Origin of the sequence: Anaerocolumna chitinilytica, assembly GCF_014218355.1 — a bacterium.
Taxonomy (GTDB): Bacteria; Bacillota; Clostridia; order Lachnospirales; family Lachnospiraceae; genus Anaerocolumna; species Anaerocolumna chitinilytica.
The window spans coordinates 5,060,558-5,075,676 of the sequence record NZ_AP023368.1; the positions used below are offsets into that span (position 1 = coordinate 5,060,558).

General features: G+C 39.0%; 9 protein-coding genes and 1 riboswitch. Of the genes, 3 read left to right on the top strand and 6 right to left on the bottom strand.

The window, feature by feature from the left end; all coding sequences use genetic code 11:
* Window positions 1–276 precede the first annotated feature (276 nt).
* From bsdcttw_RS22130 to bsdcttw_RS22155, 6 genes are all read right to left on the bottom strand, one after another.
* Window positions 277–1,083, bottom strand: coding sequence for a transglutaminase-like domain-containing protein (locus bsdcttw_RS22130; protein ID WP_225903730.1), 807 nt, complete (start codon window positions 1,081–1,083; stop codon window positions 277–279).
* Window positions 1,084–1,096: 13 nt separating this feature from the next.
* A riboswitch (cyclic di-GMP riboswitch) is annotated at window positions 1,097–1,183 on the bottom strand.
* 301 nt (window positions 1,184–1,484) lie between these two features.
* Window positions 1,485–6,953, bottom strand: a complete 5,469-nt coding sequence (locus bsdcttw_RS22135; RefSeq protein ID WP_207726451.1) for a SpaA isopeptide-forming pilin-related protein — start codon at window positions 6,951–6,953, stop codon at window positions 1,485–1,487.
* Between the two features lie 186 nt (window positions 6,954–7,139).
* Window positions 7,140–8,264 (bottom strand): response regulator, encoded by a 1,125-nt coding sequence (locus bsdcttw_RS22140; protein ID WP_185256942.1) that lies wholly within the window; start codon window positions 8,262–8,264, stop codon window positions 7,140–7,142.
* A 290-nt stretch (window positions 8,265–8,554) separates the two neighbouring features.
* Complete coding sequence (locus bsdcttw_RS22145) at window positions 8,555–9,436, bottom strand: class I SAM-dependent methyltransferase (protein WP_185256943.1); 882 nt, start codon at window positions 9,434–9,436, stop codon at window positions 8,555–8,557.
* Between the two features lie 294 nt (window positions 9,437–9,730).
* Window positions 9,731–10,774, bottom strand: a complete 1,044-nt coding sequence (locus tag bsdcttw_RS22150) for a LacI family DNA-binding transcriptional regulator (protein ID WP_185256944.1) — start codon at window positions 10,772–10,774, stop codon at window positions 9,731–9,733.
* 50 nt (window positions 10,775–10,824) lie between these two features.
* Complete coding sequence (locus bsdcttw_RS22155) at window positions 10,825–11,952, bottom strand: SGNH/GDSL hydrolase family protein (RefSeq protein WP_185256945.1); 1,128 nt, start codon at window positions 11,950–11,952, stop codon at window positions 10,825–10,827.
* Between the two features lie 255 nt (window positions 11,953–12,207).
* Here bsdcttw_RS22155 and bsdcttw_RS22160 point away from each other — a divergent pair, with 255 nt between their 5' ends.
* The 3 genes from bsdcttw_RS22160 (at window position 12,208) to bsdcttw_RS22170 (ending at window position 15,075) form a co-directional block, all read left to right on the top strand.
* Window positions 12,208–12,882, top strand: coding sequence for a PspA/IM30 family protein (locus bsdcttw_RS22160; RefSeq protein ID WP_185256946.1), 675 nt, complete (start codon window positions 12,208–12,210; stop codon window positions 12,880–12,882).
* 208 nt (window positions 12,883–13,090) lie between these two features.
* Window positions 13,091–14,164 carry a TFIIB-type zinc ribbon-containing protein gene (locus tag bsdcttw_RS22165; protein ID WP_185256947.1) on the top strand — a complete coding sequence of 358 codons (1,074 nt, stop codon included), beginning with the start codon at window positions 13,091–13,093 and terminating at the stop codon, window positions 14,162–14,164.
* Window positions 14,161–15,075 (top strand): TPM domain-containing protein, encoded by a 915-nt coding sequence (locus tag bsdcttw_RS22170; protein WP_185256948.1) that lies wholly within the window; start codon window positions 14,161–14,163, stop codon window positions 15,073–15,075. The genes bsdcttw_RS22165 and bsdcttw_RS22170 overlap by 4 nt, the downstream gene beginning before the upstream one ends.
* The last annotated feature ends 44 nt before the right edge of the window (window positions 15,076–15,119 follow it).

A 15,119-nucleotide genomic window follows, 5' to 3' on the forward strand; every position in this document is an offset into this window, starting at 1 on the left:
GGAAAACCTACATTATATGTAGCAACCTCTCGCTTCTACGCTATCAATGTCACAGCAGTACTAATTATACTATAGTAAAATCAATAATGCAAGCAGTTTTTTATCTTTTTTTTATTTTTAATTACATCATTTTTTTACAATAAATTTTTATCATTATGTGTAATAAATATATTTTATAGCAAAAAAATATCAGCATAGGGATTATATCCTCGTATACTGATATTTCTTCTTTCTATAATAAAATATAAAAAAAGGAAGGCAGATTATTCATTTTGTTTAATATTGCTTTTCTATACTATAGTGTGATACTTTCTTCGCCATTTTATCCATATTAACCGTTTTCAAAGCCGCATCGATTGTAGTGTCAATCGTAATCCATTTTTTTGTATCTTTCATATAAACCTGATTCCATGCATGATATTCAGTCACATCCGTTGATGTTCCCATCAGTACTTTCGTCGGTATTCCAACACTTCTGAGCATTGCTGCAAAAAGTACCGCGTAATCGTAGCAGATTCCTTCTTTCGCTGTATATACATCGTCAATAGCCGGTACATAACCGTTTTGCACTGTCTCTGCCTTTTCGTAGTCATACTTTATATTCTTTACAATATAGGAATAAATTGCAGCAACTTTTTCAGTATCCGTAACAGCGTTTTGTGTCAAAGCTTTCGCTTTCTTTATGGATGCCATATCTGAATTCCAATTAACGATTTCATTGCTTTGTAAAAATACTGTTTTACCGTTGTCATCGTTGTAATTTATAGTTTCTGCTGCAACCTGACGATATTTGTTTCCTTCAATATTTTCCAGAACTTCAATCTTATAGTCACCATTTCCCAACTGAAGAGGTACTCTGACTTCCCCTGACAAATCATATATATACTTAGAACTGTCTTTCGTGATTCTCACCAGTGATGTTGTTTCATTGTTATAATCAACAATAATAATGCCGTTCTTTATTTCGCTCTTGTCTATGACTGCTGCATCCGCTGCATAAGTCATTTCAGGTATATATACACTTTCGGATAGCAAAATCACTGCTACTATAAATAGCAGGCCTTTCTTTAAAAAATTATACACAAAAAACTCCCCTTTCGGTAACTGGCTGCCAATTTATAAAAATAAATAAGGCCCTATAGCTTTGCGTCATCAGCTTTCGCTGATTTTGCCTTTATCGGTGGAAAGCACCGGATTTATATGTAGACTATTTCCTAATATTTATGCCATTATTATATCATAGCCTTTACTTCTTGAATACAGTTATTTCTACAAAATTCTCGCTTTTATTTTGGTGTAATTTTGTTCAATGTTATATATTGTCTTTCAACTGCGATGTTTTTTATATATTTGTCTGAATAATAGACATTCAGATAATATTAAAAAACTGCAAGTCCAGTTATTAATGGATTTTATCCACCCTAATAATGAACTTGCAGTCTCTGTTACTTATTTAAATAATAATCTTCCTTAACTATCCGGCACTAACTTCTGGTTTTTTTCTTTCTGCTGAATATCATTATAATACCACCGGTTATACCACCTATCATAGCTGGCAGTAAACCTAACGGAACAGTTTCACCAGTCTTTGGTATCTTTACATCCTCTGCCGTGTCATTCGGCTTCGGTTTCACATTTCCGAGAGGGATTTTATCCACATCAATTTCAACCACAACTTCTTCCTTGCTTCCATCGGGATGTTTTACAATGATAGAGAATTTATCTTTACCGGTATAGCCGCTATCCGGTGTGTACGTCCATTTGCCCTTATCATCTACTTTAACCGTTCCGTTACTTGGTTTTTCTCCCACCTCGGTTTTACTTCCATCTGGAACAGGCACCGTACCGCCTTTTGGTGTATCCTCTTTCGTGGCCTCAGTGATTGGCTCTGGTGTAGGCGTAGGCTTATTCGTTGGTTCCGGTCCCTTAGACGGAGTCGGTGTTGGCTCTGCAGTTGGTGTTGGTGTAGGACTGGGCGTTACACTGGGTTCCGGTGATGGATTCGGTGACGGAATGTATAGAGCATTCCCTATTTCAACAGTAAATATTTTTTGAGAGTTATCAGTAATAACTGTTTTCGGCAAACTCATTATTAGGTACCCTGTAGGTGCCTTTGTTTCAGTTATCACATAACTGCCGAAAGTTAATCCTGATAAAACTGCAGTACCATCAGCTCCCGTCTTAAGTGTTTTGGTCGTTCCATCAGGAGCCTTTACTGTGAATTCTGCTCCTTCCAGTAATTTAGTTGTATTTCCTGCATCTACCTTTTTAATTACTAAGGTTCTTAAAAGGTCATTTTCTACTGTAATCGGAATCTGGATGGGTGATCCCACTTTAATTTCTATTCCAATCTGACTGTCAGAAAGTGTGATATATCCTTCCGGTGCTTTTGTTTCAATCAGTTTATACTTACCTAACAATAGATTTGGGATAACAGCAACTCCGGATTCATCTGTCATAATCTTATCTGCTACCTTTATTCCATCCTTCCATAACTGAAATTCCGCATCCTTTAATACAACAGAGGTATCATCCTTATCGACCTTAATAATCTTTATTGAACGGTATACTTCATTTCCAATAGAAGGTAATATCGTATCATAATCCGTATCATAAGTGATCTCTACAGGCGTCACAGGATTATCCGGTAGTTTATAGCCAGCAGGTGCTTTTGTCTCCTCCAGTTTATAACTGCCTACTTTAAGCCCTGATATAATAATTTCTCCATTGCTGTCTGTAGTATATGTTCCTATTAGAATATGATTGGAATCATATAATTTAAACTCAGCACCGGGCAGGGTCTTGCTGGTATCCTCCGAGTCTACCTTTATAATCTTAATGGTCTTTAAAGATGCATTCTTGATAATTTGTGTAACGATATTGTCACCGGTTCCATCAGAGGACAGGTCAGTTGCTCTATTGATATTTATCACCGTTTCTGTAATCTGAGGCAGTTGATAATTTTCCGGTGCAGAGATCTCTTTTAAGGTATAAGTTCCGTTATCTAAATCCGGTATTTTTATCTCTCCGTGGCTGTCACTGGTATAGGTATCACCAATTTGTATATTAGAAGCATCAAACAATTTAAAGACTGCTCCCTCCAGTTTCTTTCCGGAATCTTCCTTATCTTCTTTTATGACCTTTAATGTTCTTTTACTTTCATTGGTCATCGGAACTACAAGAGGACTATTTGTACCGGTTTTAATCTCCAGCAGATCACTCTCTCCCTCTGTGGGAAGCTGATACTTATTCGGTGCTTCAATTTCTAATACCTTGTACTTACCGAACTCCAGTCCGCTAAAGAGTAACTGGCCATTTGCATCTGTAGCCTTTTCTTCAACAGTTGTAACGGTGCCGTCATCAGCAATCTTTAGAAGCCTGTATTTAGCGCCTTCCAGTTTTTTACTTGGGTCATATTTATCTGTCTTTACTATCTGTATTGCTTTCTTTGCTTCATTTTCTACTACTTGAGTAATATTCTTATTGCTTGAATTTAATGTTATGGGATAAACGGTATCATTAAGGTAATATCCATTAGGTGCTGACAGTTCCTTCAGATAATATGTTCTAAAGGAAAGCCCGGAATAGGTAAGTACTCCGTTAGCCGTAGACTGGCCGGAACCGCTTATTACCATTTTCGTATCATTGAGCATATAATACAGCTCGAAGACCGCCGGTGACGTATTAATAAGGTTACCGGTATCTTTATCTACCTTATTAATGGTTATCTTTCCTTTATTAGTGGTTCCGCCTCCCGTGCCAAAAGCAGTCTGTGTAACCGTAAACCCTGCGCCGTTATTCGCATTGCTGGATTTGTTAACACCGGTACCGGTGAATTTGGCATTATTCTTTATAGTGCCCTCTTTTGCAGTTACAACTGTTTTATACTCAATTTCATATCGGCTGGTAATGTTATTCTTAAAACTTACTGTAAGATTCCATTCCCCAGGATTCACACCGGCCTCGCTCTTTAATTCAAAGGTTGTGTCGGAAGGGCTGATTTCTATCCTGTCATTGGTATTGACATTTGTTATCTGGTAGACCTTCAGGCTTCCGTTTACATATACATGACCGCTGCTGATAACATCTGTAAATACCCCGTTTGTTATTTCTGATAAACTCTTATTCAGTACTACCTTCCAATTAATTTCATCGTCCGGATAAACCTTCATGTTGGAGTCAACATCAACGGCCGTCTTAGCGATAAAATTATCCCAGTCCGGATAGGTCACTGTCTTTTCATACAGAACAGAGTCTCCGTCCTTCGTTACTGTCGCACTGTTTTTATAACTAGCCTTTGAAAGACCATCAATCTGTGTCTTATACTGAATAACATAGGCTTTATCCGGCTCTTTTGTAATTGTGAGATTAAAGCCATCACCGGCTGCTGTAAGGATATAATCCGTGCCCGGAATTAATGGTGTACTATCCAGTATAGGCGTTCCGGAGGCATTCAGCTTATATTTCGTAACCGTAAAGGTTTCCGGAAGAAGGTGCTGGCCAGCTTCGTATGTATCTGCAACCGTAATATCTGCTCCTTTATTTACCGACAAATAATTGGTGTAAATCTGCCAGCTTATCTGTCTGGTCTGCAAATCTAAGCTTCCGTCTTTTTTACCGTTATTATAAGCGGTACTATCCAGCTGGTAATATGCATCCGTTGGTGTGACGGTAAAAGGACCATCGGATGTTTTTCCGGTAAAGACCACATGATTTAAATATTTGTTTTGCGTTACCGGTACAATTCCCGGTGTGTTCAAATCAAAACTGGTTTTGTAATAAATATGGTAATCTGAACCCTGCCAGGGGTTCCCGATAAGCTTTAGTACAAAGCCATTCTGATAATCCGTACTTCCTCCGGCAGGAGCTTCAATGGTATAGTCCGTACCAAGTGTTAAAACCGTGTTACCTGCCAGTACCCGTAAGGTCTCAGGAAGAAATACCATGCCGTTGTTAGGGAAAGAATCTGTTATCGTAAGTTCTTCCACCGCTCTCTTAATCGGTTTAACCGTCAGTTGCCAACTCATTGTTTTAGCATCATAATCAATTCCCTTATAAGTAATCGAATCACTTCCGGGTACCGTCGTGGTGGTAGTTAAAGTACCTTTTGTATAAGAGTTTACAATAGTAGGCGTAATTGACTTTTCCAAGGCCTGCTCCGCTGTAGTTCCGGGTCCCACACCGGTTCCGGTACCTGATAGCCACGCTTTATTTTTGAATTCACTGCCATAAAAATTTGGTTGAATATCTGTTACATAGGTAATTGTGCGCTTCGCATTAATATTTCCCAGTGTAATGGTAAAATTCCCGCTCCCATCAGGAGTAATACTAGGGGTGTCTATTAAACTTCCATTCTCGTTCATTACCTTAACGCTGTTGGCTTTTAAGGTCAGTCCATCCGGAAGCTGGTCATGTACCACTGCTCCGTTAATAGACTGATTACCTGTATTTGCTACTATGGTCCAGGTTATAGTTTTAGCACTGTAACTAATAGAATTAATTGCTGATTTTGAAAGTATAGCACCTCTGGTTACATTAATTGATTTTTCCGCATCTGCAACATAAACACCGCCATCAGTTAAAGTAGCCTTATTGGTACAGGTAAGAGAAGACTTATTGTCTTCATAATAGTAATTATCTCCATAGATAATACCTGCATCATAAACAATACGGTATGCGCCTTCCTTTAAATCACCCATGTTAATAGGAAACTGAAGGTTACCATCCATATCAAGAGAATTAATAGCCTTAATCGCATCCGTTACATCAGCTCCCTGACTCCAACTGCTTCCGCTCTTGATCAGTTTATATACTTTTATTGTATTGTTCTTAATTGTCTGGTTATCGGATATTGTTTCCGATATTGCTGCTCCGGTAACGATGGATTCTGCCTTATTAACATCAATAGTCCAGTGAATCACACTTGCATTCCCATCGTTATTATAAGCAGCAGAGCCGTTCTTTTCAATCATGGCACTGCGTGGAAAATTCGGAATTGTACTGCTGGCGGTCCCCAAAAGGCTCCCACCGTCTGATAAGGTCGCATTGTTGGTATAAGGACCTGATGTATAACTAACTATCTTTGTTTTATAGATAAAACGGTAAGCTGATTGAATATGCCCCATGGGAACAGAAAACCCGCCAGCCTCCATAACTGGTGTTATGGATTCTTCTGCTCCTTGGGTAATCTTTCCATTATAACCTACCGTAAGAGGATATTTCTTAACACTGCCAGATACCAATTCCAATCCTGCCGGTATGATATCCTTAAAAACAGCATCTGTAATATTATCTAGAGAGGTATTTACATCCACTGTCCAGGTTACCTCTTTGGCATTCTGTGCTTCATGAATTTCGTTCTTTGTAATTACTGTTCCGCCGCTGCCAGGCTTGACAGTAACAGTAAAATCAAGTTTTTCCATATACTCAAAGTGCACGGTTTGACTGGTATCATCTTCAAACTTCGTAAGATCAAATTTAAGGATTATACCAACAGTACCATCCCTATTCTCCGAATAACTTCCGTTCAAGCTCAGAGCATCATTAAATACCAATTTCAGAATACGAGTATCCTTATCAAAGTTAAAAGTACCTGCCGATTCTCCGTTAGACATCAGAAGGTTTCCGCTTGCATTAGCAATAGGCAAAAATGCTGCCGGTACATTGATCTCTGCATAATCGCCTGCTTGTACATCTTGCCCTTCCGGGATGCTCCAATAGAATAAAAGGCCTACGCTCATATCCTGTGTGATTTGCAAGGGTTGATCCAGCGGCAGCACCGTATAAGGCTCTGATCCTGTAGTCAGCTCAACTTTGTCAAAAATATTGCCCAAATCCTGTCCGGTATCTGCTTTCACATGTGTCCCCAATCCCAATGCAGGTAATGGTAAGTTCATTATCATGCTTAAGATTAGTATTAAAATTAAGGTTGTTCTACCTTTTTTAATAAACATTTTCATACTCCTTCTTCCTTTCTTTAAATTCTTAAAATGCTATTTCCGTTTTATGTAACAATAAGAGCCAAAAAGATTAACCAATATTTTCAAGGTTTGTCTTTTTATTATACTTATAGATACTGAACATATTCTGAACAATAATATTAGTTATCGTTACTGAATATTACATAAAAAAAAGAGAGCTTACTCTCTTTTTAGAAATCTGTTGTATATTTCAATTACCTTACTCGATGGTTTGAGTCCTAATTCCTCTCGGAGAACCTTACTGTAATACTGGTATACCTTTATAACCCCTTTCCCATTTCCATTATCAGCATAATATTCCATCAGCAGAAAGACATATTTTTCATTATAAACATCCAATCGAAGCAGCTTTTGAAGGCAGCTTTCCATTATTTCACTTTTTAAGGTGTTCAGATTCTTATCAATATATTTTTCCAGATAGTTCAAATAAGCATTCCTAAGATGCTGTCTATCATAAATACACCAGTCATACTCGTCGTGTTCCAATAAGTCCCCTTCGTATATTGTAAGAAGCCTGCTCATTTGCTCGGGTGTAGGCTCAGGTTCTCGGAGCAGTGTTCTTAATTCTTCCAGGTCACTTTTCATTGGTAAGGTTAAAATATACTGGTCGTTCATATATTGCAAACCCTCTTCATATCCCAGCTCTTTGATGGCTTTCCTTAATTGATACACCGTAGTATGCAGTAAAACCGTGCTTTTATCCAAAGGTGCATCTGCCCATAATTCTTCCAGAATACGATATTTATTTACCGGTTTTTCGTTATTCAGCCACAAATAGCAGAACATCTCTTTTACTTTCTTCGTACGCCACCGCATAGGAGGCGCAGACATTTTATCTCCCTTAAACACTTGAAATTCCTTCAAGGAATGAATATATATATTTGTCTTTCCTTCTGCTATCTGTGTCCTCGCAATCTTCTTAATTTTTAGTTTTTCCTCAACCTTTTGAATGGATTTTTCGAGACGGCTTATCGTTATAGGTTTTAATAAATAATCCAGTGCATCAACCTCAAAGGCTTCCACTGCATACTGAGCATAAGCCGTTACAAAAATAACCTCCGGTGCTTCTTCCTTATGTAACAGCCTTCTGGCAAACTCAAGGCCATTTAGTCCTCCCATTTCTAAATCCAGAAATACAACATCTATGCTTTCTGTTCTTAGGTCGTCAAATGCTTTCTGGGAATCCATGTATTTTCCTACAATCTGAACATTCTCTATTCGGTTTAACATTCTTTCCAAAACATCCAATGCCAACTCTTCATCATCTACCAAAAACACTCTCATGAAATCCCTCACAACCGTTAAATTTATCCTTATGAAAGTTACAGGCTTTGATATTTATTGTAATGCAGGTGTAAATATATTCTTTCATTATACCAGTCTGATATCTGTTAAATAATCATATCTTAAAATACAGTCCCAACAGAAGTAAAAAAGCTCAGTAATAGCAACATTTACTTTATAGAGTCGTTATAAGTTGACGAAGAGCTAAAATTAGAAGACAAAAGAAAGATTAACATCACCTTTCATTTCCTCTTCTAATTTTAATCATGAAATCCTGCTTGCCCTTACGGTTATCGGATGTTAGACCAACGTCCCGATGCACCGCAGGGAAGAGTAAGCTTACTTAAAGTCACCGGTATACCTATTTCATCAGCTTTCACCACTCCTCCGAATCTGCTTTGGATTTCAAGCCCCAGCAGATAAGAGAGAACTGCCGGCTGAAGGCCTGTAGTATAGGAATTTATCAGGAAAAATAACGGTTCTTCTCTTAGAACCCCTGCACATAATTTCACAAACGAATGAATATTCTCTTCAATTTTCCAAGTCTCACCCTTTGGACCTCTGCCATAAGACGGAGGGTCCATGATAATTGCATCATAAAAATTTCCTCTGCGAATTTCCCGTTCTACGAACTTTATACAGTCATCTACGATATAGCGAATGGGAGCTTCGGATAAACCAGAAAGAGCAGCATTCTCTTTTGCCCATGTAACCATTCCCTTAGAAGCATCCACATGGGTCACACTGGCGCCAGCCTTTGCAGCAGCTATTGTTGCTCCGCCGGTATAGGCAAACAGGTTTAATACTTTTATCTCTTTCCCTGGATTCTTCTCTTTCTCCTGTTTAATAAGTTCATAAAACCAATCCCAGTTTGCTGCCTGTTCCGGAAATATTCCAGTATGCTTAAAACTAAAAGGCTGTAGATGAAATACCATGTCTCTATAGGTAATATTCCATTCCTTCGGCAAGTCAAAAAATTCCCATTCACCGCCGCCTTTGCTGCTGCGGTGATAATGTCCGTTAGGCTTCTTCCACCTGGCATCTGTCTTTTCCGTATCCCATAGCACTTGAGGGTCGGGCCTGACAAGAATATATTCTCCCCAACGCTCTAATTTTTCACCATTAGAAGTATCGATTACTTCGTAATCTTTCCATTTATCTGCAAGCCACATATCATTCTCACTTTCTTTTATATTCTTAATCAGTACTCTTTATCTTCTATATTCGGAATAATAATTATTCTTTTCATTACGTATCACAACAAATCTACTATAGTTCCTGCGGTTTTTCAAGCAATATACGGAATTTAATCAAAAAAACACCAATTTTTATTCTATTCAAACAATACCAATCAATAAAAAAGATTCCGGTGAGTAACCTGTCGCTGTAATCACAAGCTGGCCTTCCGGAATCTTTTCTAATCAGATCTTATATTTTTAGGTAAAAGTTGCTTTTTTCCTCAAAATTTAATCATTTCCCTTTCGTATAGAGGATTCCCTGATAATAGTCTCTGTATTTATTACAACAATTTCTTTCGGCAAATCCAGATTATCTATTCTCCAGATAAGCTGCTGCACTAGTCTGCGCCCCATCCTCTGATTACCAATATGAACTGTTGTCAGCGCAGGGGAAAGTAACTCAACTTCTTCCTTATCATCAAAGCCGGTAAGAGCTACCTCTTCCGGTACCTTGATTCCCTTTCTCTTAAGCCAGAGCATCACATCTTTGGCTATATCATCATTGGCGCACACTATAGCCTCCGGAAGGTCTTTTAATTTCTCAAGTTCCCCATGGACTTCTTCCTGTTTGTAGTACTTGTGCTCCACATGACGGGTAATCATATAACGCTCTTCCGGTTCTATACCATAATCCATAAGTGCGGACCGGAAGCCGTCATGTCGATCTCTGATTGTCCTGCAGTAGCTGGTATCACCTATAAATGCAAGCTTTCTATTCCCCTGACTTAATAGATGCTCTGTTATTTTTCTCGTAGAGTGAAACCCTTCAAAGATAACAATATCGCCCATTGTAGAGATTTCAAATACATCGCTCGGACCATCCAGAAATACTACCGGTACATCTTTTTTTAGTATCAGTTCCAGGAATTCTTTATGAAATACATTCAGTATAATAATTCCGCTCATATCCGTATCCACATCTAAGGGAGCAATATGTTTCGCTTCATCCTCTTCACTGATAAAATTAAGCTGAAGTTTGCAGTTGTTCTTATTCAGCTCATCAGAAATCCCCATAATAATCCTGTTCCAAAAGGTTGACAGCTCTCTTCTGGCAAAGACTACAACCGTTCTTACCTTTTCCAGCTTGTCCTTTATTTTGTATTCATTCAGTACAAGAGGTGACAACTTTGAGTAACCCATTTCATAAGCTTTCTTGATAACTACATACCTTGTCTCATATGCCACCGTTTCACTGTTATTTAACGCCTTAGCTACAGTATTGCGTGAGAGATTCAGTTCCTTTGCCACATCCTGTATTGTAATCTTCTTCAATTTGTTACCTCCCTGCTATTAGCAGTACTTGCAGTACTGATTTTTCTATATTAACCTCGGTCTGAAATTATCATGGAAACAAGATAAAAATCAAGATTGCTCTCTTCGTCCGCCTCTGTAATAGTAATATCAATTCTATGCCTGCCCTTACTTCCTCCAACCAGCAGATTCTGAAGATATAGGCAGTCACCCCAATCTTCTTCAAAGTTGGCATCCAGTATAACGGGATTCTCACTATCCCCATCGATAACTGCCGCCGCAACAGGTGCTTTTCTTTGAATCGTCTTTTTATACTGTACCGCAATATTACCGGCTTCTACCTCAAAGGAAATAGTATCTCCAACTTTTCTTGCGAAAAAACCATCCCGAAAAATATCGGTTATACCCGCTTTTGGTGTTTTATCAGCCTGAAATCCTTTTGCTGAGGGTTTTATATTGTTATTATTCAGTCTTAACGAATCTTCAAATCTATTATCTGTTAAGGTTTTCTCCGGGAATATATACTCCTTCTCTATTTCTTCCTTTTCAACCTTTTCATATATTATATCCAGAAGATTGGTTACTTTCTCTGCTACCAGCTTATGCCCTGCGTCATTGGGGTGCAGGTCATCCGGCGTTATGGCGGCTTTATCTACAGCTCCTGATTTTACCAGTTGGTATATGCTATCCTTTATACTTACCATCGGAAGTTTATAGTAAGCTCCCACTTCATTATGCATCTCCTGGGTGTTCGTTCCGTCATTATAACATACATTATTCAAAATAAGGATTCCAGGTTCTGAAGTACAGGTAAGGCACTGTCTTATAAGTCCTTCATAAGTCTCTCTGAAAAATGGTGTATTCTGATCATTTACACTAAATTCTGTAATAATAAAATCCGGCTGAAAGGCAAGCAGATCCTCCTCCGCTCTGGCAGTTCCAAATTGGGAAGTAGTTCCTCCTATGCCTGCATTTATATACTGTATTTTGCAATTGGGAAACCGGTTGACCCACCACATGTATACCAGATATGCGTAGCAGGTTTTAGGAGAGCTTGAGCGGGAGCCTTGGGTAATTGAACCTCCTATCATTCCGACAGTGATTCCGTCTCCTGCCATTGCTTTTCTGATTGTTCTGCCAATACGATACAAGTTTCCTAAATCCACTATTCCGTTATCTGATATATTTTCCGATTGCATAAGAACCTCTTTTATTCTTCATAAAATGCACTATTGGTTAGCAAATTGTTTATCATCTAATTTGCATCTATCTTACATAAATAATTTACAACAGTGCAAGAAGACTGTCAATCTGAATTTGATAGATTAACTACTTTAATCCTTCTAATTTCCTAATCAGAATTCTAACCTGATTTTAACTTGACTATAAAGCTGAAAAAAGCTAAACTGATGATGAAAACAATAAATGGAAATTACGTGAACGGAGGTTTTTTCATGGGTATATTGACTAGATTTAAAGATATTATGTCCAGTAACATAAACGCTCTTTTGGATAAGGCTGAGGATCCTGAGAAGATGATCGATCAGTGTTTGAGGAATCTTACAAGTGACTTAGGTAAAGTAAAGGCAGAAACAGCAGCTATTATGGCTGAAGAACAACGTGCCAAACGAGTACTGGATGATTGTAACGAAGAAATTACTAAGATGCAGTCCTATGCCGTAAAGGCTATTGAGGCAGGAAGCGATGAGGATGCAAGAAAATTCCTGGAGCAAAAGGCATCCTTAAGCAATAAGCTTTCCGGCCTGCAGGAAGCCTATGACCTTTCTCATAGCAACGCTGTCCGTATGAGAGAAATGCATGATAAGCTGGTATCCGATATTAACGAATTGGAATCCAGAAAGGATATGATTAAAGGTAAGCTGGCTGTGGCCAAGACACAGGAACGTATGAATAAGATGACTTCCTCCTTTGCAAGTGCCAATGATTCCATCGCAAGCTTTTCAAAATACGAGGAAATGGCAGATAAAGCCCTTGATAAGGCCAATGCTATGGCAGAGCTGAATCATTCAGGCTCAGATGCTTCTATTAAAGATCTGACAAAGAAATACAGCCAGAATGCAAATGTAGAAGATGAACTGGCAGCTCTAAAAGCAAGCCTTAATAAATAAGATAAACTGGATTGTAAAAATATCCGTCGAAATAGCGGCTTTATGCCGCTGTTTTCGTATGCGGACCTTTATCCCAACAGAATTCTTTTTGCAAACGAAAGATACCCTTGAAAGGGTATGGGATGTTATTGTGTTTTTACAGATGCACGATTATAATAGGGTATAGCAATTTGATGATATAGCAGAAATAAATGCTTGGAGGTAACATATGGTAGTGCAATACAAATGCCCGGACTGCGGCGCTGATATGGTGTTCGACAGTACCTCGGGAAAGCTGCATTGCGATAGCTGCGGCAACGAGATGAATATTGACGAAATGACAAAAAGCAAAGAAAATAAGGATAGCCGCACTTATAACAATACCAATTATAAAGACGAAGAAGCACATCAGCACCAAGAAGAGGTTAATGAATACCACTGCAAGAATTGCGGTGCTACTTTGATAACAGATAAGGATACCACTGCTACTACCTGCAGCTTCTGCGGCGCAGCTGTTGTTCTCTCCGACAGGCTTTCAGGTAATTTTGCTCCCTCTTTGGTAATACCTTTTTCAATTAACAAAGAACAGGCACAAGCTGCCTTTAAGAAATGGTGTAAAAAAGGTCTGCTGACTCCAAGAGGCTTTATGTCTGCAGATAGGATTAAGAGCATCACCGGCATTTATGTTCCTTTCTGGCTTTATGATTTAAATGGGCTCGGCAGCGCTGATGCTACCTGTACCAAGGTCCGTACCTATACCCGTGGGGATTATATTTATACAGAAACCGATTATTTTCATGTGTATCGGCAGGTCAGCTTGAATTATATGAAAGTTCCCACCGACGCTTCCGAGAAGATGAATGATGGTATGATGGATAAATTAGAGCCCTATCATTATCAGGATTTAAAGGAATTCCAGATGCCATATCTGGCAGGTTATCTGGCAGAAAAATATAATTATGACGACAAGGATTTATTTCCTCGAATAGAAGAAAGAGTACAGCGCTATGTGGATAATTACATCGATCAGACAATAAGTGGTTATGCCACCACCTCGTATAATTCGAAGGACATTAATATCAGGAAGAAAAATGCCTGGTATGCTCTTTTCCCTGTATGGATGGTGTGTTATGATTACAAACAGGCAGAGCATACCTTTGCAATGAATGGTCAGACCGGTAAGATAGTAGGTAAACCTCCCTTAAGTGCCGGAAAAATTGCTGCTTGGTTTTCTGCAGTCAGTGCAGCTGCTTTTCTTATTATTAAGCTTATTGCAGTTCTAACAGGAGGGCCAATTTTATGAATTTAATCAGCCGAAAATCCACACTGCCTGTTTTCTTTCTTGTCTTCATCCTGATTGCCTGCACTGCGGTTTTTCTAAAAGCCCCTCAGGCAGCTGCCGCCAAAGAGGAGAGCACCAAGCAATACGTATACGATAATTATGGCCTTTTAACAGAAGCGGAAGTTACGGATCTGACCGATACCTGTATCGAATACAGTGACAAAGCAAAGGCTGACATCATAATGGTTACCGATGACCTTGCAGGGAAAGATCCCAAAACATATCTTGAAGATTTCTATGACGAGAAAGCTTTTGGTTACGAAGAAGAGTTTGGCAGTGCTGTAATAATGTTAGTCAATATGGAAGAAGGAAACCGCAGCGTAACAATTCAAGGTTACGGAAAGTCGGAATACTATGTTAACAATGACCGTACAGAATATATGCTGGATGATATTCAGCCTTTACTAAAGGATGGGGAATATAAAAAAGCATTTATTCAATTCGCTAAGGAATCTGCTTACTATATGAATGAAGAGAAAGGGGTAAAGGAAACTCCTGCCTCAAGTGATCCGAATTCCGGTAATTACTATGGTGAATCCTCCTATGACGGCCCTAGTAACTATTATGGGCAAAAGGAGAAAAATCCCCTGTATAACACCTTTGTCCAGCTAGGAATCGCTCTAGCCATAGGTGCTGTTACCGTAGGGATAATGGCTGCTAATTCCGGCGGCAGAATGACTACCACCGGAAGAGATTATATGGATGGAAGCACTTCCGGTATTACCGCCAACAGAGATGAGTATCTTCGTACTACTACAACAAGAGTGAAAAAGCCTACTCCCCAAACAAATGACGGCGGTCCGAGAAGCAGCGGCGGCGGCGGAATTTCAAGCGGCGGTCATTCTCACAGCGGCGGTAGCAGAGGCTTCTAAGTACACTCTGCAAGACCTAGCCTGGCACATATAACTTCAATATA